Source organism: Duganella callida, from assembly GCF_004614165.1.
GTDB lineage: Bacteria > Pseudomonadota > Gammaproteobacteria > Burkholderiales > Burkholderiaceae_D > Rugamonas > Rugamonas callida.
This window is the reverse complement of record NZ_SPVG01000146.1, coordinates 107145-133853: the sequence shown is the minus strand read 5'-3', so window position 1 is coordinate 133853 and position 26709 is coordinate 107145. Positions and strand designations below refer to the sequence as shown.

Sequence of the window (26709 nt, the reverse complement as noted above, 5' to 3'; positions counted from 1 at the left end):
ACAGTTTACTTCACGTCCACCAGTTCGACGTCGAAGATCAGCGCGGAATTCGGCGGGATGTTGCTGCCCGGCGAAGGACGCGAGCCATACGCCAGTTCGGCCGGAATGATCAGGGTGCGCTTGCCGCCCACCTTCATGCCCTGCACGCCCTGGTCCCAGCCCTTGATCACGCGGCCGGCGCCCAGCACGAAGTCGAGCGGTTCGCCGCGCGGATAGGACGAGTCGAACAGGCGGCCGTGCATGCCCTTGGCCAGCGGACGATACAGCCAGCCCGAGTAATGCATGTAGACCGTGGCGCCGGTGGTGGCTTCGCGGCCGGTGCCGATCTTGGTGTCGGTGATGATCAGTTGCTCGGCGGCCGGGCCGGGCTGGGCCGAACCGGGCACCACCGGCGCAGCCGGGGTGGCGGCAGCGGCCGCTTCAGGCTGGGCCGGGGGCGTCTGGGCTTGCTGTGCGACGGCGGCGGCAGCGGACACCGCCAGCAGCACGGCGGCAAAAACGGAACTACGCTTCATGTGCATTCTTTCGATGAGTCTGTAGACAGCTCGCAATGATAGCAAACTACGCGGGCTGCGCGACATTCCCGGCGGCCGGCGGCAGCGCGCCATCGGCCAGCTTGCGCAGCGCGTGGCCGGCCGCGACCATGCCGAAGGTGGCAGTCACCACCATGGCGGAACCGAAGCCGGCGCAATTCAGGCCGGTGACGCCGCCGGCGCGCTCGTCGCCGTCCACCGCGCACACCTCGCCGGTGTCCGGGAAGGTCAGCGGCTCCATCGAGAACACGGCATCGATGTGGAACTTGGTCTTTTCGCCGCGCGGGAAGCCGTACTGGCTGCGCATCACCTTGCGCACCTTTTTCAGCAGCGGTTCCTGCTCGGTCTTGGCCAGGTCGCGCACTGAAATCTGCGACGCGTCGGTCTTGCCGCCGGCGCTGCCGATGGTGATCACCGGCAGGTCGTGCTGGCGCGCCCAGGCCAGCATCGCGGCCTTGGCCTTGACGGTGTCGGTGGCGTCGATCAGGTAATCGTACTGGCCGACGCCGATCATCTGCGCCAGGTTGTCGGGATCGACGAAGTCCTCGATCTGGTTGACCTGGCAGAACGGGTTGATCTCGGCGATACGCTGCGCCAGCGCGGTGATCTTGGCCATGCCCACCGTGCTGCTCAGCGCCTGGATCTGGCGGTTGATGTTCGATTCGGCCACGTTGTCGAGGTCGATCAGCGTGAGCTGGCCGATGGCGCTGCGCGCCAGCGCCTCGACGATCCACGAACCGACGCCGCCGACGCCGACCACGCAGACGTGGGCGCTGCGGAAGCGCTCGAGCGCATGCGCGCCGTACAGGCGGGCGATGCCGCCGAAACGCCGCTCGAAGTCGACGTCGTTAAAGTCAGGAGAAATGCTGTTCATCCCGGCATTTTACCGGACCCCGCCGGGCGGCGCCGAAACGTGACAATCCGCGCATTTGCGAATTCGGCAACATGCTATGCTGTACCGATGCGCACCATTTTTCTGCTTGCCCTGCTGCTGGCCACCGCCAGCGCCCACGCCGCCCCGACGCAACCGGCGCTGCGCGCGGAACTGCTGGCCATGCGCGATGCCGATCAAGCGGTGCGACAGCATTTCGATCCGCAAAAAGGTTATGCCGAGGCCGACCTCCCCAACCTCAAGCGGCTGAAGGAAATCGTCGGCCAATACGGCTGGCCGACCGTCGCCATGGTGGACCAGGATGGTGCCGACGCCGCCTGGCTGCTGGCCCAGCACGCCGACCGCGACATCAAGTTCCAGCGCCAGGTGCTGGAGCTGATGCAGCCGCTGATCGCGCAAGGCCAGGCCTCGTTGAAAAACTACGCCTATCTCTACGACCGCACCCACGATCCGCAGCGTTACGGCACCCAGGGCCAGTGCGTCAGCCGCGAAGAATGGCAGCCATTCGAAGTGGAAGACCCAGCGGGTCTGGCGAAACGCCGCACGCAGGCCGGCCTGATCCCGATGGAACAATACCTGGCGGGGTTCAAGCCGATTTGCGCTGACAGCTACGATCCGAACGTGGCCGCGGTCGATCGGAAGGCCATGCTCAGCGAGGCAGCTGACGTCAGTGTCGGCGACGGCGGCATCCAGGTCGCGCGAACGTCGCTGCGGACGCCGGAGGAATTGCTGGCCTTCATCCAGGCCAACAAGATACTTAAAGTCCGGCTACACATCGATTCACCGGCGGCGGACTATGAAACCATCGGCAAAGTCATCTACGGCTTGCAACGCGCCGGCGTCATGCTGGAATTTGTGGAAACGGGCAAGCCTGACGCAGGCTGAAATTCTATGCATGGGTGTGCGCAAGTGCCGCGCGAGCGATACTTTCAGCGAACAAAGGAGTTTCCCGGCGATTGTGGTCGCCGGATGAGGCCTGGCGATCGGCGCAAGCCCGCTCCCAGGTGATGCCATGCTCTTTAATGAAGGTCAGGAATTCTTCCGTTGGGTGCGAGATAACGGCGTTCGTGTATTCGGTACGATTTTCGTCGATTTTCTTGGCGCTCAGGTCCCAGATCACTTGCACCTTGGTGCGGCCATTGGGGGTGAATACATCCGAGGTCGATACCATGCGGCAGTGTGCCGCTTCGGTAATCTCGCCCACATAATGCTGCACCACCAGGCCGGTGCCGATCATTTCGACGTTGATGGACATGCGCCGGCCGTCGTCGGTATAGGTGGCGCCGGCGGCGATATGGTCCGGCGCAGCGCAACGCTGATATTCCGCATCAGGCAGCGAGAACAGCCACTTGGCGATATCCACTTTTTCGAACGGCACTTCAATGATGTGGCTGAACGCGGATTGCGACAAAACCAGATCGGCACGGATGACTGTCATGATATTTCTCCTGAAATTTAGCTGCATCGCCACTGCTACAGTGGGCAAGCGGTGTGCAAGCGGCTGTTTGCCGATAGCGGCGGGAATACCACGGTGCTGGCACAGGCGGCGCTGACGCTCGGCCGGCGACAACCATGCAGCGTCGAGGTTCGTTACTCGACAAAGTCGCGTCTGCCACTACACGGTCAGAACGATTTTGCCGACATTCAGACCATCTTCCATGCGCTGCTGCGCCGCGCCGGCCTCGGCCAATGGGAAGACGCTGTCAATCACCGGGGTCAGTCCATTGGGGCCAAACTTGTCCAGCCAACGCTCCTTGAAGCGCCGGGACATGCCATGTTTGACCTCCTGGCTGCGCGACTTCATGACGGTACCGATGATTTGCAGGTGCCGGTAAAGCAGCCGCTCCAGGGAAATCGTCGCGTTTTCGATACCGCCCATGATGCCGACCTGGACCAGGCGGCCGCCGAAGGCCAGCGCGTTAACGTTGCGTTCGAAGTAAGGAGCGCCAATGAAGTCAAGAATCAGATCGACGCCACGATGGTCGGTCAGATGCGCGACGACAGGGGCGAAATCATCATTGATGTAGTCGATAGCGTGGTCCGCCCCGAGGCGGAGCACCAGATCATGGACTGGTGCCCGGGCCGTCGTAATGACTCTTGCACCGATGGCGTGTGCCAGCTGGACAGCCGCACCACCAACACCGCCGGCGCCAGCATGGATCAGCACAATTTCACCTGGCTGCAATCTCCCGAGGTGGATCAGCGCCTCGTGAGCAGTGACGAATACTTCCGTAATTGCGGCGGCCTGGATGTAATCGAGGCCGTCCGGGACAGGCATGGCCATGCGATAGTCGATGCGCGCCACTTCGGCATACGCACCGCCGCCGACGATGCCCATGATGCGATCGCCGATTTTATAGTCCCGGACGTTTTCACCCAGGGCGGTGACCTCACCCGCGATTTCCAGGCCCATGATGGACGAGTCGCCGAAGTCAGGGCGGCCGTATCCCCCACGGCGGTGGGTCAGGTCGGCCCGGTTCACGCCAGCTGCGCGAACACGGACGATCAAATCGTTCGGGCGCGGCACGGGATCGGGCACCTCGGAAATTCTCAATACGTCGGCAGGACCGAATTCGTCAAAAGTAACTGCTTTCATGTTTGCCCTTGATGAGTTAAACCCACGCGACGTCGCATCGCGCCTCCGTCACTGCAGTGGTTCAGCTGACGTCCGTGGTGCCATCATCGCAGGCGACGCATTTTGCGGACAATCGCGAAGGGACAGCGAGCGCTTCTCCTTTTCGACCAGGCTGAGCGGCTTTGCCGGAGCCAGACCGGCTGGTATCGTCAAGCATTGGCGGGCTAAATCCCGACTCTGCGGAATTCCTCTAAAATGCACTGTCACACCCGAGAGAGCACAACCATGAGCAACGCCCTGATCGATACCGCCCCGGACTTCAGCCAGCCGATCGCCGTGCTGAAACATTGCCACGACCGCATCCGCAAGCAGCTGCAGACGCTGCAGAACCTGCTGGCCCACCTGCCCAAGCATGGCGCCGACGCCGACGCGCAGAAGGCCGCCCAGGCGGTGTTGAAATACTTCAACCACGCCGCCCACCTGCACCACGAGGACGAGGAACAGAACCTGCTGCCGATGCTGCAGGCCACCGCACGTGGCGCCGATGCGACCCTGCTGGAAGAACTTACCCCTGCCATTTTGCAGGGTCACCAGCAAATGGATAGAGACTGGTCTATAATCAAATCGCAACTTGAACTGATTGCCAACGGCAGCAGCGCGGCCTTGTCGTCCGAGGACGTGGCGCGCTACTGCGATGCCTACGCCGCCCACATGGCGGTCGAGGAAGGCAATATCGCCCCCATGGCCAAGCGCCTGTTCAGCGAGGAACAGATGGCGCAGCTGGGCAGCGCGATGCAGGTGCGGCGCGGCATCCCCCCCGCCCTGCCATACAGTCAGGTGCCGGAACAACAGACGCAGGCGGTCAACCCCACGGTGGCCGACGGTGTCGTGCTGGCGGATCTGCGCCTCGATTACGGCCGCGCCAGCCTGACGGAACACGACGTGCTGGACGATCCGATCGCCCAGTTCGGCAAATGGTTTGAGGAAGCGCTGCAAGCAAAGGTGAACGAGCCCAACGCGATGAGCGTGGCCACGGTGGACGCGGACGGCAAGCCCAGTTCGCGCATCGTCCTGATCAAGCAATACGACCAGCGCGGCTTCACCTGGTACACCAATTACGACAGCCTGAAAGGCCAGCAGCTGCGCGGCAATCCGCACGCCGCCCTGCTGTTCTTCTGGAGCGAGCTGGAACGTCAGGTGCGCATCGAGGGCAGCGTGGTGCGGACCGCGGCGGAAGAAAGCGACAAGTACTTTTACAGCCGGCCGGTGAAGAGCCAGATCGCTGCGATCGCCTCGCAGCAGAGTGCGCCCATCGCCAACCGGGAACAGATGGAAGCCAATTACGATGCCGCCGCCGCGGTCAGCGGCGCGCATCCGGTGCGGCCGGCGCACTGGGGCGGATACCGCCTGGAGCCGGTGCGCATCGAGTTCTGGCAGGGACGCCGTTCGCGTTTCCACGACCGGATCGTGTATCAGAAACAAGCGGATGGCAGCTGGGTGAAAGAACGCCTGCAACCTTGAGCAGCGTCCGATCCGAGACCAGGACCATCGCTTGCGGTGGTCTTTTTTTATTCTGACTCGGAGGTTATCTTGTTCGTACAGAATCAACTCAGCAACTGGATCGACGGCATCCGCCAGCAACTCACCCTGCCGCTGCGCATCGAACTATGGAACGGCCAGCAGGTCGATCTGTCGAGCGAGGCCCCGCGCGTCACCATCAAGCTGCCGAACATCTCGGCCGCGCGCTACCTGCTGACGCCCTCGCTGTCCAACCTCGGCACCGCCTACGTGGAAGGCGCGATCGAGGTCAAGGGCAAGGCCAACGACATGATCGCGGTGGTCAACGCGCTGGCGCGCAGCACGCTGAAGGCGGAAGGCAAGTTCGCGCGCATGGTGCGCACCATCAGCCACAACAAGCAGAAGGATGCCGAGGCGATCCGCTACCACTACGATGTCTCCAACGAGTTCTACCAGCAGTTCCTCGATCCGCGCATGGTGTATTCCTGCGCCTACTTCGAGAACGGCGACGAGGATCTGGCCACCGCCCAGCTGAAGAAGATCGACCACATCCTGCGCAAGATCGACCTGCGGCCGGGCCAGACGCTGCTCGACATCGGCTGCGGCTGGGGCGCGCTGGTGATCCGCGCGGCGCAGAAATACCAGGCGCGCTGCGTCGGCATCACGCTGTCGGAAAACCAGTTCGCGCTGGCCAAGCAGCGTGTGCGCGAGGCCGGGCTCGAGCATCTGATCGAGATCCGCATCCAGGATTACCGCGACGTGCAGGGCCAGTTCGACCGCATCACCAGCGTCGGCATGTTCGAGCACGTGGGCACGCGCCACCTGCCGGAATACTTCGGCATCATCCACCGCCTGCTGGCGCCCGAGGGCGTGGTGATGAACCACGGCATCACCTCCACCGATCCCGACAACGGCGAGACCCCCTACGGCGGCGGCGAGTTCATCGAAAAATACGTGTTCCCGCACGGCGAGCTGGCGCACATCGGCAATGTGCTGAAGACCATGCAGCAGGGCCAGCTGGAAGTGTTCGACGTGGAAAACCTGCGCAAGCACTATGCCCGCACCTGCGCGCTGTGGACCGACAATTTCGAGGCCCGGGCCGAGCGCGTGCGCGCGCTGGCCGGCGACAAACGCTACCGCATCTGGCACGTCTACCTGGCCGGCTGCAGTTACGGCTTCGAGCAGGACTGGATCAGCCTGTACCAGATCGTGGCGCGCAAGGCGGGGCAGCGCACCGGCGGCCTGCCGTGGTCGCGCAACTACATGTACCAGGAGGGGCAGCCGGCGTTCACTTCAAGCGCTGCGCATACAGTTTCCTGAACTTGTCGACCTTGGGCGCCACCACGAACGCACAGTAGCCCTGCAAGGGGTGCTGGCGGAAGTAATCCTGGTGGTAGTCCTCGGCCTTGTAGAAGGTCTGGGCCGGCGCCAGCTCGGTGACGATGGGCGCATCCCAGACATGGGCCATTTCGGCGATCACCTGGCGCGCGGTCGCCTCCTGCTGCGGCGACAGGTGGTAGATCACCGAGCGGTACTGCGTGCCGACGTCGTTGCCCTGGCGGTTGAGGGTGGTCGGGTCGTGAATGGTGAAGAAGATTTCCAGCAGGTCGCGGTAGCTGATCACGTCGGGATCGAATTGCAGCCGCACCACTTCCGCGTGGCCGGTGGTGCCGGCGCACACCTGTTCATAGGTGGGATGCTCGGCCTGGCCGCCCGTGTAGCCGGACTCCACCGACGTAACGCCTTTCACTTCCAGATACACCGCCTCGGTGCACCAGAAGCAGCCGCCGCCGAGTATCGCGGTTTCCGAATTGCCTGCCATGACTCCCCCTTGTATAGAAGACTCACCTACAGCCTTACTGTAACCCAAACCGGTGCGATCCGCTATGGCGCGACGATCTTTGGCATAATGGCTGCATGAACACCTCTTCCCCGCGCGCAGCAGAGCGCACTTTCGACACGGCCCATTTCCGTCAGGCGCTGGGCCAGTTCGCCACCGGCGTGACCGTGATCACCACGCGTCTGGCCGACGGCACGTTTCGCGGCCTGACGGCCAGTTCCTTCAATTCCGTCTCGCTGGAACCGCCGCTGGTGCTGTGGAGCCTGTCCAACAATGCCAACAGCATGCCGATTTTCACCGGCAACTCGCATTATGTGATCAACGTGCTCAATGCCCAGCAGGCGCACCTGGCCAAGCGCTTCGCCACACGCGGCATCGATCCCTGGGAAGGCGTGGAGTACGAACTGTCGCGCACCGGCCAGCCCATCCTGAAAGGCGCCTCGGCCTGGTTCGAATGCCACAACCGCAGCCGCTATCCCGAGGGCGACCACGTGATTTTTGTTGGCGAAGTGGAACTCTGCGAGTTTTCGCCGTGCCCGCCGCTGATCTTCCACAGCGGCCAGTTCGGCAGCCTGGGGTAAAAAACGGAAATTGGTGTCGCCATTTGAAAAGCGCGCACCGGGGCTCAGGCATAGAATGCTGGCAGCATTCACCACCATAACGAGAGACTATCCATGAGCCAAGCCCGCGCCCAATTCCACTGGGATGATCCCCTGCTGCTGGACCAGCAACTGACCGACGACGAGCGCATGGTGCGCGACGCCGCCGCCGCCTATTGCCAGGACAAGCTGCAGCCGCGCATCCTCGAAGCCTTCCGCCACGAAAAGATGGACAGCACCATCTTCCGCGAAATGGGCGAGCTCGGCCTGCTGGGGCCGACCATCCCGGAACAGTACGGCGGCCCCGGCCTGAACTACGTCGCCTACGGCCTGATCGCGCGCGAAGTCGAGCGCGTCGATTCCGGCTATCGCTCGATGATGAGCGTGCAGTCGTCGCTGGTGATGGTGCCGATCTACGAGTTCGGCACCGAGGCGCAGAAACAGAAATATCTGCCCAAGCTGGCCACTGGCGAATGGATAGGCTGCTTCGGCCTGACCGAGCCGAATCACGGCTCCGATCCGGCCTCGATGGTCACGCGCGCGCGCAAGGTGCCGGGCGGCTATGCGCTGACCGGGGCCAAGATGTGGATCACCAATTCGCCGGTGGCCGATGTGTTCGTGGTGTGGGCCAAGGATGACGAGGGCGCGATCCGCGGCTTCGTGCTGGAAAAGGGCATGGCCGGCCTGAGCGCGCCGGCGATCCACGGCAAGTTCGGCCTGCGCGCCTCGATCACCGGCGAGATCGTCATGGATAACGTGTTCTGCCCGGAAGAGAACGCCTTCCCGGATGTGCGCGGCCTGAAGGGGCCGTTCACCTGCCTGAACTCGGCGCGCTACGGCATCGCCTGGGGCGCGCTGGGCGCGGCGGAATCGTGCTGGCATACGGCGCGCCAGTATGTGATCGACCGTTCGCAGTTCGGCCGTCCGCTGGCCGCCAACCAGCTGATCCAGAAGAAGCTGGCCGACATGCAGACCGAAATCACCATGGGCCTGCAGGGCTGTCTGCGCCTGGGCCGCATGAAGGATGAGGGCACGGCGGCGGTGGAAATCACCTCGATGATGAAGCGCAATTCCTGCGGCAAATCGCTCGACATCGCCCGCACCGCGCGCGACATGCTGGGCGGGAACGGCATCTCGGATGAATTCGGCATCATCCGCCACATGGTGAACCTGGAAGTGGTGAACACCTATGAAGGCACGCACGACATTCACGCGCTGATCCTGGGCCGGGCCCAGACCGGCATCCAGGCGTTCCAGTAAGCCTGCAAAAAAAAACCGCTGCCGAGGCAGCGGTTTTTACTTCTAGAAGCCCTTGAAGGCGTAGCCGACGCTGAAGTTGACCGCCAGCGGGTCCAGCCGCACATCCTGCACCTGGCCGGTCGAGTAATGGGCCGTGGTCTTCAGCTTGGTCTTGATGACCGAGGCGTCCAGAAACCACTTTTCATTGATCTTGTAGGTCGCGCCGATCTGGAAGCTGGCGGCCCACTTGTCGTCCAGCTTGAAGGTCGAGCCGGGACCGCCGGTGTTCAGCACCGCCGTCAGCTGGCCCGAGCCGCGCTCCTTCTGGAACATCGCGTAGGTCACGCCCAGGCCGACGTACGGACGGAAGGTCGCGTTGGCCGGCAGGAAGCGGTACTGGATAAAGGCGGTCGGCGGCAGCACTTCCGCCGTCGCCAGCTTGCCGGTGCCCTGGATCGCGCCGGCGCCCAGCAGGTCGTGCTTGTATGGCAGACCCAGATCCAGCTCCACCGAGATGTTATCGCGCAGCATGTAGCCTATCGTGAAGCGCGGCTTGGTGTCCGACTCCACGTCGGTCTTGGTGCCGGGCAGCGCCGGCGCCGAGACATCGCCCGACTCGACTTTCGGCGTGATCTTGTTCACGCCCAGGGTGCCCAGCCAGGTGCCCTGTTCCTGTTGCGCCGAAGCGGCCGAGGCTACCGTCATCGCGGCGGCCAGCGCCAGCAGTTTTACCGTGTTCTTCATATCGTCTCCTGATCTTTGTGATTACAGCCAGCCCTTGACCACCATCTTCTCGGCCACGTAACGCGCCAGCAGCAGATTGTTGAACGGGGTTGGATGCACATCGTCAGCGAAGGAGTAGTGGCTCACGTCGCCCGACTTCAGGTTGCCGCCGTTGCAGGTCAGCGAGCTGCCCAGCGGATTCTTGGCAGTCGACAGGTCGCAGGCGGTTTCCGAGACGTTGGTCAGACCGTACGGGCCGGGATTGGTGGCCTGGTCGTGGCTGACGGCAAACACGTCGACCAGCAGCACCTTGGCTTCGCTGCCGAGGCCGCTGCTGAGCGCGGTGTTGAAGGCGGACACCATGGCGTTGATCAGCGCCTGGGTGGCGGCATCCTTGGCGCGGCCGGCCGGCGTGGTGGCGACGTCAGGCAGGTTGTTGACCACCACATAATTGGCACCGTTGGCGATCAGCTGATTCTTTACCAGCGCCACCAGTTCGGTGCCGGCCTGGCCCATGGCAGCGACCAGTTCCGGACCGTGGGCGGTGGCGTAGTCGGTGCCGGCCTTCTGGCCGGCGGCGGTGGCGTCGGCGGTGGCCTTGGTCACCATCGGGCCGTACACCGCCGGCGAGGCGACCGACGAGTTACCTGGCTGGACCGCGGCGGCGCCAATGGCGGCCTGGGTGATGGTGGTCTGGGTCGCACCAGGCTGCGCGGCGGCGGTTTGCGCCGCCAGGCCGATCGCTTGCGCCGCGGTCTTCGGATCGGTGGCGCCGGCGGCCAGTTGGCCGACCAGGCTGGTGACATAGGCGGTGTTGCCGGCCGCGGTGCCGGCCGCGGTGGCGGCCGTGCTCAGCGCGCCCAGCTGGAACAGCGCGTCGTTGCCGCCGGCCATGACCAGCACCAGTTCATCGCCCTTGAATTTGCCGCCGACCGCTTTCAGGTGGTTGGCGATCTGGGTGGCGACCGGATAGGTCAGCGCGCCCAGCGCGCTGCCGGTCAGTTTGTTGTTCGGGCCGACCGGATTGGTTACGCGGGCGCCGCCCTGGGCATAGCCGTAGCAGCCGGCGTGGGCGGTGGCCGGAACCGAGAAGCCTTTGCTGGCATCGCCATCGAGGCCGGTGACGGCCGCGCAGGGGGCCGCCACGCCGATCTGGGCGGCGACCAGTTCGGTCCAGTTCTTGCCGGTCAGGGTCGAGCTGATGGCGGTGTTGTCGCCGTTGATGGTGAACTTGCCGCCCTTCAGCGCAGCCACCGTGCCGACCGCATAGGTGCCGACGTCGGACAGGGAATCGCCGAACGATACCTGCGACGCATATTTGACTTTGGTGGTTTGATCGCCCGGGGCCGGATCGCTGCCGCCGCCGCAGCCCGCAAGGACGGCCAGAGCCATTGCAGCCAGGGCAAGTTTGGTGTGACGCATGTTGTCTCCTCAAATATCTTTTTGTCATGTTATGCGAACGGCCGTGCTATTCGCAATACAACTAATATGCCAGCGTTGGGTACGCTTGTATAGAGGAACACCCCTAAAATCGACAGGGGTGTTTAAAAAAAAGAACGCTTGCTCGGTGACTATTGATTTGCATCAAAGGAAACTCACCGCGTTGGTGCAGAATCGAGGTAATTGCGCGCTTCGCGCAGGCAGAACGGCGCCACCAGGCCGGCGTGGTAGGCATCCTTCACGGCCGCGTCGGCGGCGGCGGCGCTGCCGGTCTGCCGCAGGGTGTATTGCCGCAGCGCTTCCTTGGCGGCGGCGAATTCGGCGCGCGTGGTGGCATACGGCGCCAGCAGCGAGTTGTCGTCAACGTTCAGCACGGTCAGCTGCAGGCCGGCGGTGTTTTGTGAGCGGAAATAGGCGGCGGTGGACACCGTGTTCACAAACGGCACCAGCGGATCGGCGTCACCGCCGCACAAGAAGGTCGGCACATTGGGGACATAGGTGCGCAGATCGTTCTTCAGCAGCCACTTGCGCAGCGGCTGGGCCGGGCTGCAGTTGAGCGGCGCGCCGCTGCTGCCGTTGCAGGGATTGGCCTTGAGGTCGGCCAGATAGGCGTCGCGGTAGCTGGTCTTGATCAGGTGGTCGGGGCCGAAAAAGCTGCCGTAGCCCGCCGCCTGCGGCAGCGAATCCGAGGCAAACAGCACGTCGTTCGGCAATTTGCCGGCCGTTACCAGATCGCCCAGCCCCTGCGTGCCGGGCAGCAGCGTGTCGATGCCGCTGGCGTACCTGGCCTCGTAGACGTCGCTGGTGCTGGTGTAGATGCCGGCGCCGGCGCGCTGTGCGGCATTGATGATCAGCGGGATGAAGCCGGCCGAGCCGGTGGTCGGCGCGCCGTTGAAGATGGTGTCGCCGAATTGCAGCAGCGCATACGGACCGGACATCGGCGCCGCCGCGGTCAGGTTGAACTCGCTGGCCAGCGTGGTCTGCATGGCGCGCTGGGTGGCCAGCGCCACGTAGCCGCCCTGCGAGTAGCCGGTCACCAGCAGGCGGCTGGAGGTGCCCACGTTGATGCTGGCGAACACGCTGCGCGCGGCGCGCAGCGCGTCGATCATGTCGGCCGACTGCTGCGCCGCATCCAGATACGGGTGATAGCCGGCAGTGGAGCCGGCATAGCCGACGTAATTGGGCGCCACCACGATGTAGCCCTGGGCCGCGAACATGCCGGCGATCAGCAGCGGCTCGGTGGCGTTGAGGTCGGCCATGTCGGTACTCTTCAGCACCGAGGTGCCGTGCGCGTACAGCAGCACCGGGCGGCCGCCCTGGCAGCCCGCATAGCTGCCCGACGGCGCATAGATGGCGGCGTTGGCCGGCGTATCGTTGCCAGCGCCATCGATGGTGTGATACTTGACCGTGTAGACCGTGACGGCGCAGGTCGGCGTGCCGGTAACGGTGCTGCCCAGCGTGCTGGAGGTGTCGAGCGCGGTTTTCAGCGCGGCCGGCGAGATGGTGGTGGCGGCAACACCGGCGATGGTGGTCGGCACCAGTGTGGCGCTGCCGATCACCTGGCCGCGCAGTGAAGTCACCGGCGCCGTCGGCGGCGTCACCACCACACTGCCGGCGGTATTGCCGGCGCTGCCGCCGCCACCGCCGCAGGAAGCCAGCAGTGCAGCCAAAGGAACCATCCAAGCCCAGCGTACCTCACGCATCATCTCATCCTTGCCAGACGGCCGGGCGAGAGATTCGGCCGGCAACGCGGCCATCTTAGCAGGCTGTCCCGGCGTGGACGACCCCGCGCGAAGCAAGAATCGGCGCTTATTTTTGCAGCATGGCGTCGATCACGCCGGCCGAACCGAACACGGAGCGGCGCAGACGGTCGTTGACACCCAGCCAGGCATCATCCGGCGGCGGGGTTTCCACCAGGATCAGGTCGGAACCGGTCTGGTCCATGTCGCGCAGCGCGGCATACAGGCCGTAGGCATAGCCGGCCGGCGCGTCCGGCAGGCGGCGCTGGGCCGACACCAGCGGCGGCAGGGTATGCGTGATCAGCGCGACTTTCACGCCTTTCAGGTGCAGGTCGCCCAGCGTGGTGCGCAGCGCGGCGGCGTCCAGCATGGTCACCGGGGTGCGTGGCGCGTAATGCGATTCCAGCGTGCCGGAGGCGCGCGGCGCGGCCTGGTCGGGCGCGGCCGGGGTCATGCCGATCACGTCGGCGATCTGCTGCGCGCTGATGTGGCCCGGACGCAGCAGCACCGGGCCGTGGGTGGCCAGGCGCGACATGTCGACGATGGTCGATTCGATGCCGACCTCGCTCGAGCCGCCCTCCAGCACCACGCTCAGCGGCGCGGCCGAGCAGGCGTCTTCGCCGTTGAGGTCGCCATCATCGTGGGCATCGAGACCGAACTCGTCGCGCACGTGGCGGGCCGTGGTCGGGCTGACGTTGCCGAACTTGTTGGCCGACGGTGCCGCCACCCCGCCCTTGCCGCCCTTGAAGGCTTGCAGCAGGGCGACGGCGACCGGATGCGACGGGCAGCGGATGCCCACCGTGTCCTGCCCGGCCGAGACCGCATCGGGTATCTGCGGATGGCGCTTGAGGATCAGGGTCAGCGGACCGGGCCAGAAGGCCTGCACCAATTGGCGCGCCTGCCGGGGCACGTCGGTGGTCCAGTAATCGAGGTCGGCGCCGGGCGCGACGTGCACGATCACCGGGTGATCGTGCGGCCGGCCCTTGGCTTCGTAAATGCGCGCCACGGCGTCCGGATTTTCCGCGTCGGCGCCCAGGCCGTAGACGGTCTCGGTCGGGAAGGCGACCAGGCCGCCCTCCTCCAGCACGGCCGCCGCTTCCGCGATGGCCGCCTGGTCGGCGACAGGGACGGCGACGTGCTTCACGGCGCCGCCTCGTAGTCGATCGCCAGGATGGCGCAGGCGGCCTTCAGCTGCTCCTGCGCCTGTTGCAGCGTCGGCGCGATGAAGGTCAGGTGCCCCATCTTGCGCGCGCGGCGCGGATCGTCCTTGCCGTACAGGTGCAGGTTGGCGCCCGGCAGGGCCAGGATCTCGTTCCAGACCGGCTCGCGCGGCGTGTCGCTGTCGCCTTCGAACCAGACGTCGCCGAGGAGGTTCAGCATCACCGCCGGCGAATGCTGGCGCACGTCGCCCAGCGGCAGCCGCGCCATGGCGCGCACCTGTTGCGCGAACTGGCTGGTGACGCAGGCGTCGATGGTGTAGTGGCCGCTGTTGTGCGGCCGCGGCGCCATCTCGTTGACCACCAGCGCACCGTCGGTCAGCACGAAGAATTCGATGCACAGCACGCCGACATAGCCGAGCTCGGCCACGATGGCCTGCGCCGCCTGCTGCGCCTGCAGCGCACTGTCGGCCGACACGTTCGGACCGGGCACGGTGGTGGTGAACAGGATGCCGTCGCGGTGGACATTTTCCGCGATCGGATAGACCACCGATTCGCCGTCGTGACCGCGCGCCGTCAGCACCGACACTTCGTAGGCCAGCGGCAGCATCTTCTCCAGCAGGCAAGTGACCTGGCCCATGGATTCGAATGCGGCGCGTACCTCGTCGCGCGACTTGACGCGGACCTGGCCTTTGCCGTCGTAGCCCATGCGCACGGTTTTCAAAATGCCGGGCAACAGATCGTCATCGATGGCGTCGATATCGGCCTGGGTGGCGATCACCTTGTGCGGCGCCGGCATCACGCCCGACTTCGGCGCACAATCGACAAAGAAACGCTTCTCGGCAATCCGGTCCTGCGCCACCGACACGCCATGCGCGTTCGGCGCCACGAACACCGATTGCGCCAGGCGCGACAGGCTGTCGGCCGGAACGTTCTCGAACTCGGTGGTGACGGCGGCGCACTGTGCAGCCAGCGCGTCCAAGCCGGCGGCATCGCCGTAGCCGGCATTGACCAGACGCTGCGCGACCTGCCCGGCCGGGCAGGCGTCGGCTGGTTCCAGCACGGCGACCTGGTAACCCATGGCCTGCGCGGCCTGGGCAAACATGCGGCCCAGCTGGCCGCCGCCCATCACGCCCAGCCAGGCTGGCGGATGCGCTTGCGGCAGGATGGGTTTCAGCTTCGTATCACTCATCGTCATTCAAGCGGCAGTTTCATGGCCTTGGCGGCCTCGGTTTGCGACACGCGGAAGGCTTCCAGTTTTTCTGCCAGCGCCTGGTCGGTGGACGCGATCATGGCCACCGCGGTCAGCGCCGCGTTGGCCGCGCCCGCTTCACCGATGGCGAAGGTCGAAACCGGCACGCCCTTGGGCATCTGCAGGATGGACAGCATGGAATCTTCGCCGCGCAGATATTTGGACGGCACCGGCACGCCCAGCACCGGCACGATGGTCATGGCCGCGACCATGCCCGGCAGGTGGGCCGCGCCGCCCGCGCCGGCGATGATGGCGCGCAGGCCGCGCGCGCGGGCGCTCCTGGCGTAGGCGTACATCTCATCGGGCATGCGGTGCGCCGAAATCACCTGCGCCTCGAACGGCACGCCGAACTGCTTGAGGATGTTGACCGCGTTCTGCATCACGTCCCAGTCCGAGGACGAGCCCATGATGACGCCGACCAGTGGCTTGTGTTGATCGCTCATCGCTCAGGCCTTCAGCTTTGCGCCGGTCAGGCGTTCGATGGCTTCGAAATACTTGGCCTGGGTTTTTTCGATCACGTCGGCCGGCAGCGCCGGCGCCGGGGCGGTCTTGCCCCAGTCGGTCAGGGTTTCCAGGTAATCGCGCACGAACTGCTTGTCGAACGATGGCGGCGAGATGCCGGTGGCATACGAATCGGCCGGCCAGAAGCGCGACGAGTCGGCGGTCAGCACTTCATCCATCAGGTGCATCACGCCGTTGTCGTCCAGGCCGAATTCGAACTTGGTGTCGGCAATGATGATGCCGCGCGAGGCCGCGTATTCCGACGCTTCGGTGTACAGTTTGATGGCGACATCGCGCATTTTGGCGGCCAGTTCGGCGCCGATGCGCTGTTCCATCTCCGCGAAGCTGATGTTCTCGTCATGCTCGCCGATGTCGGCCTTGGCGGCCGGCGTGAAGATCGGCTGCGGCAGCTTCTCGGCCTGCTTCAGGCCGGCCGGCAGCTGGATGCCGCAGACCGCCCCGGTGGCCTGGTAATCCTTCCAGCCCGAACCGATGATGTAGCCGCGCACCACCGCTTCCACCAGAATCGGCTTCAGGCGCTTGGCGACCACCGCGCGGCCCTTGACCTGCTCCACCTCGTCCGGCGCCACCACCGATTCCGGCGCCACGCCGGTCAGGTGGTTGGGCACGATGTGGCCCAGCTTCTCGAACCAGAAGTCGGTCATCTGGTTCAGCACCATGCCCTTGCCGGGAATCGGTTCATTCATGACAACATCGAAGGCCGACAGGCGGTCGGTGGTGACGATCAGGATTTTGTCGTCGCCAACTGCGTAGTTGTCGCGGACTTTGCCGTGGCCGAGGAGTGGCAGGGACTTGATGGAAGACTGGTAGAGGCTGTTCATAGCAGGGAATGTAATGAAAAAGCAAAAACCGGCGGAGAGGAAACCTCGATCGCCGGTCGAAAGAGTCGGCTTGATCCGAAAGGACCAAGCCGTTCCAAGACAGAATTTTACTTCACAATCTGGGCCAGTTCGCCGGCCTTGTAGCGTTCCGCCATCTTTTCCAGTGGAATTGGCTTGATTTTCGAAGCCTGGCCTTCACAGCCGAACGCCTGGAAGCGGGCGCGCACCACCTCTTCCGCGGCGGCGCGGGCTGGCTTGAGGAAGTCGCGCGGGTCGAACTTGGATGGGTTCTGGAACATGAACTTGCGCACGGCGGCGGTCATCGCCAGGCGGATATCGGTATCGATGTTAATCTTGCGCACGCCGTGACGGATGCCTTCCTGGATCTCCTCCACCGGCACGCCGTAGGTTTCCTTCATGTCGCCGCCGAATTCGCGGATGATGGCCAGCAGTTCCTGCGGCACCGACGACGAGCCGTGCATCACCAGGTGGGTGTTGGGGATGCGCGCGTGGATTTCCTTGATGCGGTCGATGGCCAGGATGTCGCCGGTCGGCTTGCGGGTGAACTTGTAGGCGCCGTGCGAGGTGCCGATGGCGATCGCCAGCGCGTCGCACTGGGTCTTTTGCACGAAGTCGGCGGCCTGGGCCACGTCGGTCAGCAGCTGTTCGCGGGTCATGGTGCCGTCGGCGCCGTGGCCGTCTTCCTTGTCGCCCTTCATGGTTTCCAGCGAACCGAGCACGCCCAGTTCGGCTTCCACCGTGACGCCGATGGCGTGCGAGAACTTGACCACTTCGCGCGACACTTCAACGTTGTATTCGTAGGAAGCGACCGATTTGCCGTCGGCTTCCAGCGAACCGTCCATCATCACCGAGCTGAAGCCCGAGCGGATCGCGGCCATGCACACCGCCGGCGACTGGCCGTGGTCCTGGTGCATGACCACCGGGATGTGCGGATAGGCTTCGATGGCGGCGTCGATCAGGTGACGCAGGAAGGCTTCGCCGGCGTATTTGCGGGCGCCGGCCGAAGCCTGCATGATCACCGGTGCGTTCAGCGCATCGGCGGCGGCCATGATGGCCTGCACTTGTTCCAGATTGTTGACGTTGAAAGCGGGGATGCCATAGCCGTTTTCAGCGGCATGGTCCAGCAGTTGACGCATGGATACGAGGGACATGGTAATACTCCAAACAATAAAAAACCGGTTGCCGGGAGCATTGCCACGCCCTCCCCGGGCGCAGCGCTCGACCGGACTGACTTAACTAAATTCGCCGACGCGGACGATCTTCAGCGCGTTGGTGCCGCCGGCCTGGCCCATCGGGGTGCCCCAGGTGACGACGATCATATCGCCCTTCTTGACCACGCCATGTTCGACCAGCAGCTCCTCGGCCTGCTTCAGCACGACCGCGCTGCTGCCCTGCTGTTGCAGATTGTAGGCCTTGACGTTGCGGTACAGCGCCATCTTGCGCAGCGTGGTGGTCGATGGCGTCAGCGCGTAAATCGGCGTGTCGATATTGTGACGGCTCATCCACAGCGCGGTCGAACCCGATTCGGTCAGCGCCACGATGGCTTTCACCGCCAGGTGGTGCGCGGTGAACAGCGCGCCGTAGGCGATCGACTGGTCGATGCGGGTGAAGGTCGCGTTGAGGAAGTCGGCGTCCAGCTTGTTGTACTCGGACTGCTCGGCTTCCACGCAGATGGCGGCCATCATTTCCACGGTTTCGATCGGATGGCGGCCCGAGGCGGTTTCCGCCGAGGTCATCACGGCGTCGGTGCCGTCCAGCACGGCGTTGGCCACGTCCGACACTTCGGCGCGGGTCGGCACGGCGTTGAAGATCATCGACTCCATCATCTGGGTCGCGGTGATCGCCAGCTTGTTCGACTCGCGCGCCATGCGGATCATGCGCTTCTGCAACGCCGGCACGGCCGCGTTGCCCACTTCCACCGCCAGGTCGCCGCGCGCCACCATGATGCCGTCCGAGGCGTCGAGGATTTCCTGCAGCAGCGGGATCGCTTCGGCGCGCTCGATCTTGGCGATCATCATCGGCTTGTGGCCAAAGGCCTCGCCGGCGATGTTGGCCAGCTGGCGCGCCATTTCCATGTCGGTGGCGCTTTTCGGGAACGAGATCGCCAGGTAATCGGCCTGGAAACTCATCGCCGTCTTGATGTCTTCCATGTCCTTGGCGGTCAGCGCCGGCGCGGTCAGGCCGCCGCCCAGGCGGTTGATGCCCTTGTTGTTGGACAGTTCGCCGCCGATTTTCACCACCGTGTAAATCTCGCTGCCGATGACCTTTTCCACCACCAGCACGATCAGGCCGTCGTTCAGCAACAGCTGGTCGTCCGGACGCACGTCCTGCGGCAGCGCCTTGTAGTCGAGGCCGACGCGCTCCTGGTTGCCCAGCTCGCCGTTCTCGCCCCACTTGGCGTCGAGGATGAACTTGTCGCCCTTGGCCAGCTCGATCTTGCCGCCTTCAAATTTGCCCACGCGGATTTTCGGCCCCTGCATGTCGGCCATGATCGCCACTTCGCGGCCGCACTCGGCGGCGGCTTCGCGCACCAGGCGCGCGCGGTCGATGTGATCCTGGGCCTTGCCATGCGAGAAATTCAGGCGCACGACATCGACGCCCCCACGGATCATTTTGACCAGGACGTTGAAGTCGGTGGAGGCTGGGCCAATCGTTGCGACAATTTTGGTGCTACGAGACATAGGATTCCTTAGCGTTGGGTCATGCGAACAGTCTCCGCACCGCGGCGGAAACCAGGAAAGCTGCTTTTTGTTATGGTTCAGACATCAAATCTGTAGCTTTGCTACAAATTCAATGCCCTTCCCGGGCAATACCTGGATTCTACTGTTAATTTGCTACAAAGCACGACCGTGCTATTTACTGCGTTTTACTTGGCTGCGCGCTGGGCCAGAATTTCCACCGCCGGCAGGGTTTTACCTTCCAGGAACTCCAGGAACGCACCGCCGCCGGTCGAGATGTAGCCGACCTGGTCGCCGATGTGGTATTTCGCAATGGCCGCCAGCGTGTCGCCGCCGCCGGCGATCGAGAATGCCGGCGACTTGGCGATCGCCAGCGCCAGCGTCCTGGTGCCTTCGGCAAACTGGTCGAATTCGAACACGCCCACCGGGCCGTTCCAGACGATGGTGCCGGCGGCGCCGATCTGCTCAGCCAGCTGGGCGGCGGTTTGCGGGCCGATATCCAGGATCATGTCGTCATCGGCGACATCCTTGACGTCCTTGATGGTCGCGGCGGCGGTGGCCGAGAATTCTTTCGCACACACCACATCGACGGGGATCGGCACCTGCGCGCCGCGCTTGGCCATTTTGTCGATGATGGTCTTGGCGGCGCCGATCAGATCAGGCTCGGCCAGCGACTTGCCGATCTTCAAGCCGGCAGCCAGCATGAAGGTGTTGGCGATGCCGCCGCCGACGATCAGGTTATCCACCTTGTCGGCCAGCGATTCCAGGATCGACAGCTTGGTCGACACCTTGGAGCCGGCGACGATGGCCAGCAACGGACGGGCCGGGGCGCCCAGCGCCTTGCCCAGCGCGTCCAGCTCGGCGGCCAGCAGCGGGCCGGCGGCGGCGACCGGCGCGAACTTGGCGATGCCGTGCGTCGAGGCTTCCGCGCGATGCGCGGTGCCGAAAGCGTCATTGACGTAGATGTCGCACAGTTTGGCCATTTTCTGCGCCAGTTCGTCACTGTTCTTCTTTTCGCCCTTGTTGACGCGGACGTTTTCCAGCAGTACCACCTGGCCGTTCTGCAGCTGTTCCAGGCCGGCGCCGTCAACCCAGTTCTGCTTCAGCTCAACCGGCTGGCCCAGCAGTTCCGACAGGCGCTTGGCGACCGGCGCCAGGCTGTCTTCCGGCTTGAACTCGCCTTCGGTCGGACGGCCCAGGTGGGACGTGACCATGACCTTGGCGCCGGCAGCCACCGCCGCCTTGATCGCCGGAACGGAGGCGCGGATGCGGGTATCTTCGGTGATATTGCCGGCATCGTCCTGCGGCACGTTCAGGTCGGCGCGGATGAAAACGCGCTTGCCCTGCACGGCGTTTTGATCGATGAGGTCTTGCAGACGGATGAAGTTCAGAACAGCGGACATGGCTACCCAAGGTCTAGTTGTTGGAAGAGCGCTATTTTACCGCAACTGCAATGTGATTTATCTGTTATTAAATTACAGGAATCAGCCTCAATGCCGTGAAGAAAGCCATGCCGAATATGATGGTTTCCAGCATGTTGCGGCGCAGCAAATAGTAGATCGTAGCAACAATACCGGACACCAGTTTGAGATTGCTCACATCCAGCACCGCCTGGCCATCGGCCGCCAGGATCAGGTCCGGGGCGATGATGGCGGCCAGGGCGCAGGCCGGCGCGTAACGCAGCATTTCCTGCACGCGCTTGGGGATGGTGATGTGGTGGCCGATCAGCCAGAACGCGCTGCGCGTGCAGGCGGTGGCCAGCGCCAGCACCAGGATCACCAGCCAGATTTCCCAGTCAGCCACGTTTGCTCCTCCACTTTTCCGACGTTTCCTCGATCACCATGGCGGTGATCATGCCGACCAGCACCGCCGCCAACAGGCCCAGCTTGTACGGCAATGCATGCGCCAGCACCGACACCGCGCCCGCCACCAGCACGCCGCACAGGGCCGGCCGCCCCACCATCAGCGGGATCATCACGCAAATGATGGCCAGGGTGCCGGCAAAGCCCAGCCCCCATTCCGGCGGCACGGCGCTGCCGACGAAGATGCCGGCGATCGACCCGATCTGCCAGGAGGCCCAGTTCGGGTACAACAGCCCCTTCAGATACGACAGTTTGCCGACCTCTGGAGTTTCCGACGGATATTTTTGCAGGAACAGCGCGACGGTCAGGTCGCCGGCCACATAACCCAGCGCCAGGCGCTGGCGCCACGGCAAGTGGGAAAAATGCGGCGCCAGCAGCGCGGAAAAGATCACGAACCGCAAATTGACCACCAGCGCGGTGGCGAAAATCACCCAGATCGGCGCCTTGGCGGCGATCAGCGGCAGCGCCGCCAGCTGGGCCGAACCGGCGAATACCGTCAGCGTCATGCCCAGCGCCTGCGGAATGGTCAGCCCGGACTTGATCATGGCGATGCCGACCACCAGTCCCCAGGCGCCAATGCCGAACAGCGACGGCAGGCCGGTTTTCACGCCTTCGCGCCAGGACGGTTCGTGGTGGGCCGCGAAGTCTACGACGTCCGGCGCCGGCGCGGTGCTGCTCGTTTCAGTCATGGGATGGGCTGTGGCTTTCCTGCCACACGGATGGCTGGAGCGGGGTTGCAGAAGTGGTATTTTACCGACGATTTTTGCTCCATGCGCGAATCCGTTAAAATCGTGGTTTTCTCTCAGCCACCCGGAGCACAAGAAATGAGCAACGCCACCACGTCCGCCACCAACGCAGTTGAACTCGACGGTAAGGATCTGCCAGCCCACTGCCCGAACCCAGCCATGCCGCTGTGGTCCTCGCATCCGCGCGTGTTCCTGGAATTCAACCATGACGGCGTGGCCAAGTGCCCATACTGCGGCACCGCCTATCGCCTGAAGCCGGGCACCGTGGTCGGCCACCATTAAGCATGCCGTTCAGCGCCTGCCGGAGCCCTCATGCCGACCAAAAAGAAGCAGTTAAACGGTAGCGCCGCTGACACCGAGGCGGCTTTCTACGACGCGCTCAACCGCGCCGACCTGGATGCGCTGATGGCCCTGTGGGCGGATGACGACGAGATCGTCTGCGTGCATCCGGGCGGCACGCGCCTGATCGGCCACGCGGCGATCCGTACCTCGTGGGCCGCCATCCTCGAACATGGCGGCCTGCACATCCTGCCGTCGCACTTGCACGAAACCCATACCTTGATGAGCTCGGTCCACACGGTGGTCGAAGGCACCACCGCCACCAGCGGCGAGCCGGCGCACCTGGTCGCCACCAATGTGTATGCGAAGACGCCCAAGGGCTGGCGCATGGTGCTGCATCACGTCTCGATCGCGCCGGGACCGGCGCCGATCGACCCGAACGCGCAAGTCCTGCATTGATCGTTCGCCGTGAAGTACACCGCGCCCTTCTGGCTGCCCAGCGGTCATCTGCAGACCATTTATCCGGCGCTGGCGATCCGCAAGCCGGCGGTGCGGTTCCGGCGCGAACGCTGGGACACGCCGGACGGCGATTTCATCGATGTCGATTTCGTCGACGGTCAGCCGGGCCAGCCGTTCGTGGTGCTGTTCCACGGTCTGGAAGGTTCGTCCGACAGCCATTACGCGCGGGCGCTGATGCACGCGGTGCGGCAGCGCGGCTGGTCCGGCGCCGTGCCGCATTTTCGCGGCTGCTCGGGCGAAGCCAACCGCGCGCCGCGCTTTTACCATTCCGGCGACGCCGAAGAAGTCGGCTGGATCATCCGCACGCTGCAGGCCCGCGCCAGCGGCAAGTTTTACGCGGCCGGCGTCTCGCTGGGCGGCAACGCGCTGCTGCGCTGGCTCGGTGAAGCGCAACACCAGGCCGATTTCGTCGACGCCGCCTGCTCGGTGTCGGCGCCGCTGGACCTGGCGCAAGGCGGTATCTCGCTGTCGAGCGGCTTCAACATGGTCTACACGCGCATGTTCCTGCAGACGCTGAAGCCCAAGTGCGTAGCCAAACTACAGCAATTCCCCGGCCTGTTCGACGTCGACGCGCTGCACGCGGCGCGCGACCTGTATGCCTTCGACAACGTGGTGACGGCGCCGCTGCACGGCTTCCGCGATACCGACGATTACTGGGACCGCGCCAGCGCCAAGCACGTGCTGAACGACATCACCGTGCCGACGCTGGTGCTGAATGCCCGCAACGATCCTTTCCTGCCGGGCCGCCATTTGCCGCAACGTGCGTCATCGCGCGTGGTGCTGGATTATCCTGAGCATGGCGGCCACGTCGGCTTCGCGGTGGGCGGCCCGCCCGGCCGCCTCGACTGGCTGCCAACCAGGCTGATCCACTTTCTCGAACAACATGGATGACATCGTCAAACAGGCTTTGGCCAAATGGCCCAACGTGCCGCACTGCTACGGCTGGCTGGCGCTCGATGCACGCGGCAACTGGCGCATGCGTGACGAGCGCGCCCAGCATTTCAACCTGCCCGGAGACAAGCTGAGCAACGCGGCGCTGGTGGCCTTCATCACCCGCAACTACGCGGCCGACGAGCGCGGCTGCTGGTATTTCCAGAACGGCCCGCAGCGCGTCTATGTGCAGCTGGAAGCGACCCCGTACATCGTGCGCACCGACCCGTCCGCCGGCTGGCTATTGCACACGGGCGCGCCACTGGGCACCATCGAAGAAGTTGTACTGACCGATGCCGGCGCGCTGGTGCTGCGCAGTGGCGGCGTGGTGGCGCAGCTCGATGACCGCGATTTCGCCGCCGTGCTGCCGCAGCTGCAGCAGCACGGCGCGCCGGTGGCCGACGAAGCCTTGCTGGAATTTATGGCAGGCAGCGCATCGGCCGGCTTGAGCCTGAATGGCGTGCGCGTGCAGCGCCTCGCGGCCGGCGATCTGGCGGCGCGTTACGGCTACGTCAGCGTACCATCAGCCCCGGCGACGTGATGTCGCCGTCGCTCTGCTTGCGCAGGCGGTCGAAGGGATTGGTGGACTGGTTGAACATGTCGTTGTAGCGGTCGAAGGGATTGCCGCTCATGCCCTTGTTCTCCGAGCCCGACTTGAACTCGGCCTTGAACGCCGGGCGCGAGTCCGCCATATCCTTCTTGCCCTTGTCGCCCATCTCTTCGCGGCGGCGTGCCTGCCACTCGCGTTCGCGCGCATCGATCAGCGACTGGTCATAGAACGAGGCGTCCGGCGCCTTGCGCGCATACGTCAGCTGGTCAAGCGCCGCCATCAGGCCGCCCTGCAGATTGTACGACTCGGCCAGCGCGATATGCTGCAGCGCCAGCTTGCCCTGCTTGGCGTAGACCTGGGCCAGCAGATCGTAGACCTCGATATCCTCGCGGTACAGCTGCGCCTGATCGCGCAGATAATTGGCCGCTTCATCCAGCTTGCCGGCCGCCAGCATCGCCTCGCCGTACTGATGCGCGATGCCGCGCGACAGCGGGTATTTCAGGTGCGCCGCTGCCGCCTCCTGCGCGGCCTTGGCCAGCATTTCCTTGTTGTCCGGCTGCGCCAGCTTGATCTCGATCGACGTGGCGGCAAAAATCGTCTCCGCCTTGCTGCGCGGCGACGCGCCGAACACACCCGACGGCGGCGGCGCGTTGACCGTGGCCAGCGCCTTGTCCAGCCAGCTTTGCGCGGCGACCGCGTCGCCCTGCTTCATGCTGAGGAACGCCATGCCGTACTGGCCGGCCGCCTTCTGCTGCCAGCTATCCTGCTGCATCTGCGACTGGAAGAACAGCTTGGCCTCGTTGTAGCCGCTGGAAGTCTGATCCTGCAGCACGCGCGCGCGCGAACGGACCAGGAAGAAATCGAGGCTGTCCTGACGCTGCTTGTACGGCGCCTCGCGGATACGCGCCTGGATGTCGGCGATCCGCTCGGTGGTCAGCGGGTGGGTCAGCAGCCAGGCCGGCACCAGGTCGCTGTAGGCACGGGTGGCATTCTGCATCTGCTGGAAGAAAGCCACCATGCCGGACGTATCGAAGCCGGCCTCGCCCATGATCTGGAAGCCAATGCGGTCGGCTTCACGCTCGGCATCGCGGCCGAAGTTCAGCTGCCGCTGGATGGTCAGGCCCTGGCCGCCGAGGAACACGCCCATCGCCGCATCGCCGCCCTGGCGCGAGGCCAGCGCCGCCAGGATCATCGCCGCCAGCGGGATCAGCGCGTCCTGCTTCTGCTGGCCGATGGAGCGGGCAATGTGACGCTGCACCACGTGGCCGATCTCGTGGCCCAGCACCGAGGCCAGCTCGGACTCGTTCTGCGCGGCCAGCAGCAGCGCCGAGTGCACCGCGATGAAACCGCCCGGCAGCGCAAACGCGTTCAGCTGCGGATCGCGCACCACGAAAAAGAAGTAATCGTACTTGGCCTCACCGCGCGCGCCCGGCCGGGCATCGACCAGCACGTTACCGAAGTTGTTCATGTACTCCAGGATGGGGCCGTCGTCGAGGTAATCGCGGTCGCGGCGGATGTCGCGCATGATCTCCTCGCCGATCTTGCGCTCCATCAGCGGCGACAGATCCTGGCTTTCGGTCCCGCCCAGCGCGGGCAGGTTCGGAATCTTGGCCGGGGCAAGCGCGGGCTGCGCCATGGCCATCGGCATGGTGACCAGCAGGGCCGCGGCGACCGCGCGCAGGCGGAGGGAGTAAGAGGAACGTTTTGGTTTCACGGTGATATGATACCCGCAACTTGGGCGCTGACACTGAGTGCCACATTATGAATCATTTTACGCTGCAACCATGACCACCGAACACCTGACCCACTTCGACGCCACCGGCCAAGCCCACATGGTGGACGTCGGCGCGAAGGCGGAAACCCACCGCATCGCCCTCGCCACCGGCTCGATCCGCATGAAACCGGAAACGTTGGTTATCATCATGAACGGCACGGCCAAGAAGGGCGACGTGCTCGGCATCGCCCGCATTGCCGCCATCATGGCCTCCAAGCGCACCGCCGATCTGGTGCCGCTATGCCATCCCCTGGCGCTGACCCGCGTGGCGGTGGATTTCGAAACCGACGTGGCAAATTCCTCGGTCCACTGCAAGGCGCAGGTGGAAACCTACGGCAAGACCGGGGTGGAGATGGAAGCACTCACCGCTGTCCAGATTGGCCTGCTGACGGTGTACGACATGTGCAAGGCCGTCGATCGGGGCATGGTCATGTCCAACATTCGCGTCACCGAGAAGCACGGCGGCAAGTCGGGTGACTGGAGCGTAAGTAGTTAAACTC

The 26709-nt window shown here is 64.5% G+C and carries 28 protein-coding genes; 10 read left to right on the top strand and 18 right to left on the bottom strand.

Annotation, left to right across the window (positions count from 1 at the left end):
• Positions 1–5 precede the first annotated feature (5 nt).
• Together E4L98_RS14645 and tcdA are read right to left on the bottom strand one after the other, a co-directional pair.
• Positions 6–515 (bottom strand): FKBP-type peptidyl-prolyl cis-trans isomerase, encoded by a 510-nt coding sequence (locus tag E4L98_RS14645; protein WP_135202290.1) that lies wholly within the window; start codon positions 513–515, stop codon positions 6–8.
• Between the two features lie 46 nt (positions 516–561).
• Complete coding sequence (gene tcdA / locus E4L98_RS14640) at positions 562–1407, bottom strand: tRNA cyclic N6-threonylcarbamoyladenosine(37) synthase TcdA (RefSeq protein WP_135202289.1); 846 nt, start codon at positions 1405–1407, stop codon at positions 562–564.
• Between the two features lie 87 nt (positions 1408–1494).
• Between tcdA and E4L98_RS14635 the strand changes: the two genes are divergently transcribed.
• A complete protein-coding gene (locus tag E4L98_RS14635) occupies positions 1495–2310 on the top strand; it encodes a DUF6624 domain-containing protein (protein ID WP_135202288.1) in 816 nt (271 codons plus the stop codon).
• Positions 2311–2314: 4 nt separating this feature from the next.
• Here E4L98_RS14635 and E4L98_RS14630 read toward each other — a convergent pair whose 3' ends face one another.
• Positions 2315–2863 (bottom strand): hypothetical protein, encoded by a 549-nt coding sequence (locus E4L98_RS14630; RefSeq protein ID WP_135202287.1) that lies wholly within the window; start codon positions 2861–2863, stop codon positions 2315–2317.
• Positions 2864–3040: 177 nt separating this feature from the next.
• Entirely contained in the window at positions 3041–4021 is a 981-nt protein-coding gene (locus tag E4L98_RS14625; RefSeq protein WP_135202286.1) for an NAD(P)H-quinone oxidoreductase, read from the bottom strand.
• A 264-nt stretch (positions 4022–4285) separates the two neighbouring features.
• Here E4L98_RS14625 and pdxH point away from each other — a divergent pair, with 264 nt between their 5' ends.
• Together pdxH and E4L98_RS14615 are read left to right on the top strand one after the other, a co-directional pair.
• Positions 4286–5521: a pyridoxamine 5'-phosphate oxidase gene (pdxH, locus tag E4L98_RS14620; protein ID WP_135202285.1), complete on the top strand. Its 1236-nt coding sequence runs from the start codon at positions 4286–4288 to the stop codon at positions 5519–5521.
• Between the two features lie 69 nt (positions 5522–5590).
• Entirely contained in the window at positions 5591–6838 is a 1248-nt protein-coding gene (locus E4L98_RS14615; RefSeq protein ID WP_135202284.1) for a class I SAM-dependent methyltransferase, read from the top strand.
• Here E4L98_RS14615 and msrA read toward each other — a convergent pair.
• Positions 6807–7340: a peptide-methionine (S)-S-oxide reductase MsrA gene (gene msrA, locus E4L98_RS14610; protein WP_135202283.1), complete on the bottom strand. Its 534-nt coding sequence runs from the start codon at positions 7338–7340 to the stop codon at positions 6807–6809. The two genes, E4L98_RS14615 and msrA, sit on opposite strands and share 32 nt — an antisense overlap.
• Positions 7341–7435: 95 nt before the next feature.
• Here msrA and E4L98_RS14605 point away from each other — a divergent pair, with 95 nt between their 5' ends.
• Both E4L98_RS14605 and E4L98_RS14600 read left to right on the top strand, forming a co-directional pair.
• Positions 7436–7939, top strand: coding sequence for a flavin reductase family protein (locus tag E4L98_RS14605; RefSeq protein ID WP_135202282.1), 504 nt, complete (start codon positions 7436–7438; stop codon positions 7937–7939).
• 93 nt (positions 7940–8032) lie between these two features.
• Positions 8033–9217 (top strand): acyl-CoA dehydrogenase, encoded by a 1185-nt coding sequence (locus tag E4L98_RS14600; protein ID WP_135202281.1) that lies wholly within the window; start codon positions 8033–8035, stop codon positions 9215–9217.
• Positions 9218–9259: 42 nt separating this feature from the next.
• On the opposite strand, the gene E4L98_RS14595 is transcribed toward E4L98_RS14600, so the two are convergent.
• The 12 genes from E4L98_RS14595 to E4L98_RS14540 all read right to left on the bottom strand — a co-directional run bounded on the left by E4L98_RS14595 (position 9260) and on the right by E4L98_RS14540 (position 22100).
• A complete protein-coding gene (locus E4L98_RS14595; protein WP_135202280.1) occupies positions 9260–9940 on the bottom strand; it encodes an OmpW/AlkL family protein in 681 nt (226 codons plus the stop codon).
• A 21-nt stretch (positions 9941–9961) separates the two neighbouring features.
• Positions 9962–11341 carry an SGNH/GDSL hydrolase family protein gene (locus E4L98_RS14590; protein ID WP_135202279.1) on the bottom strand — a complete coding sequence of 460 codons (1380 nt, stop codon included), beginning with the start codon at positions 11339–11341 and terminating at the stop codon, positions 9962–9964.
• Between the two features lie 173 nt (positions 11342–11514).
• Entirely contained in the window at positions 11515–13038 is a 1524-nt protein-coding gene (locus E4L98_RS14585; RefSeq protein ID WP_229257397.1) for an alpha/beta hydrolase family protein, read from the bottom strand.
• Between the two features lie 130 nt (positions 13039–13168).
• The gene (locus E4L98_RS14580) at positions 13169–14242 is read right to left on the bottom strand and encodes an L-threonylcarbamoyladenylate synthase (protein WP_135202277.1); all 1074 of its coding nucleotides are present in this window, start codon (positions 14240–14242) and stop codon (positions 13169–13171) included.
• The gene (locus E4L98_RS14575; RefSeq protein WP_371857223.1) at positions 14239–15447 is read right to left on the bottom strand and encodes a 5-(carboxyamino)imidazole ribonucleotide synthase; all 1209 of its coding nucleotides are present in this window, start codon (positions 15445–15447) and stop codon (positions 14239–14241) included. The genes E4L98_RS14580 and E4L98_RS14575 overlap by 4 nt, the downstream gene beginning before the upstream one ends.
• A gap of 2 nt (positions 15448–15449) precedes the next feature.
• Positions 15450–15950: a 5-(carboxyamino)imidazole ribonucleotide mutase gene (gene purE, locus E4L98_RS14570; RefSeq protein ID WP_135202275.1), complete on the bottom strand. Its 501-nt coding sequence runs from the start codon at positions 15948–15950 to the stop codon at positions 15450–15452.
• A gap of 3 nt (positions 15951–15953) precedes the next feature.
• Entirely contained in the window at positions 15954–16850 is an 897-nt protein-coding gene (locus E4L98_RS14565) for a phosphoribosylaminoimidazolesuccinocarboxamide synthase (protein ID WP_135202274.1), read from the bottom strand.
• A 107-nt stretch (positions 16851–16957) separates the two neighbouring features.
• Positions 16958–18022 (bottom strand): class II fructose-bisphosphate aldolase, encoded by a 1065-nt coding sequence (fba, locus tag E4L98_RS14560; RefSeq protein ID WP_135202273.1) that lies wholly within the window; start codon positions 18020–18022, stop codon positions 16958–16960.
• Positions 18023–18103: 81 nt separating this feature from the next.
• Complete coding sequence (pyk, locus tag E4L98_RS14555; RefSeq protein WP_135202272.1) at positions 18104–19552, bottom strand: pyruvate kinase; 1449 nt, start codon at positions 19550–19552, stop codon at positions 18104–18106.
• Positions 19553–19737: 185 nt separating this feature from the next.
• The gene (locus tag E4L98_RS14550) at positions 19738–20952 is read right to left on the bottom strand and encodes a phosphoglycerate kinase (protein WP_135202271.1); all 1215 of its coding nucleotides are present in this window, start codon (positions 20950–20952) and stop codon (positions 19738–19740) included.
• Positions 20953–21019: 67 nt separating this feature from the next.
• Positions 21020–21352 carry an AzlD domain-containing protein gene (locus E4L98_RS14545; protein ID WP_135202270.1) on the bottom strand — a complete coding sequence of 111 codons (333 nt, stop codon included), beginning with the start codon at positions 21350–21352 and terminating at the stop codon, positions 21020–21022.
• Positions 21345–22100, bottom strand: coding sequence for an AzlC family ABC transporter permease (locus tag E4L98_RS14540; protein WP_135202269.1), 756 nt, complete (start codon positions 22098–22100; stop codon positions 21345–21347). The genes E4L98_RS14545 and E4L98_RS14540 overlap by 8 nt, the downstream gene beginning before the upstream one ends.
• 135 nt (positions 22101–22235) lie before the next feature.
• Here E4L98_RS14540 and E4L98_RS14535 point away from each other — a divergent pair, with 135 nt between their 5' ends.
• Genes E4L98_RS14535 through E4L98_RS14520 form a run of 4 tightly spaced genes read left to right on the top strand, consistent with a single transcriptional unit; the run spans position 22236 to position 24426 of the window.
• Positions 22236–22439, top strand: a complete 204-nt coding sequence (locus E4L98_RS14535; protein ID WP_135202268.1) for a zinc-finger domain-containing protein — start codon at positions 22236–22238, stop codon at positions 22437–22439.
• A 30-nt stretch (positions 22440–22469) separates the two neighbouring features.
• Positions 22470–22895: a YybH family protein gene (locus E4L98_RS14530; RefSeq protein ID WP_135202267.1), complete on the top strand. Its 426-nt coding sequence runs from the start codon at positions 22470–22472 to the stop codon at positions 22893–22895.
• Positions 22896–22904: 9 nt separating this feature from the next.
• The gene (locus E4L98_RS14525) at positions 22905–23846 is read left to right on the top strand and encodes a YheT family hydrolase (protein WP_135202266.1); all 942 of its coding nucleotides are present in this window, start codon (positions 22905–22907) and stop codon (positions 23844–23846) included.
• Positions 23839–24426, top strand: a complete 588-nt coding sequence (locus tag E4L98_RS14520) for a DUF2946 family protein (RefSeq protein WP_135202265.1) — start codon at positions 23839–23841, stop codon at positions 24424–24426. The genes E4L98_RS14525 and E4L98_RS14520 overlap by 8 nt, the downstream gene beginning before the upstream one ends.
• On the opposite strand, the gene E4L98_RS14515 is transcribed toward E4L98_RS14520, so the two are convergent.
• Positions 24398–26083 (bottom strand): beta-barrel assembly-enhancing protease, encoded by a 1686-nt coding sequence (locus E4L98_RS14515; RefSeq protein WP_371857226.1) that lies wholly within the window; start codon positions 26081–26083, stop codon positions 24398–24400. The two genes, E4L98_RS14520 and E4L98_RS14515, sit on opposite strands and share 29 nt — an antisense overlap.
• A 136-nt stretch (positions 26084–26219) precedes the next feature.
• Here E4L98_RS14515 and moaC point away from each other — a divergent pair, with 136 nt between their 5' ends.
• A complete protein-coding gene (moaC, locus tag E4L98_RS14510) occupies positions 26220–26705 on the top strand; it encodes a cyclic pyranopterin monophosphate synthase MoaC (RefSeq protein WP_135202264.1) in 486 nt (161 codons plus the stop codon).
• The last annotated feature ends 4 nt before the right edge of the window (positions 26706–26709 follow it).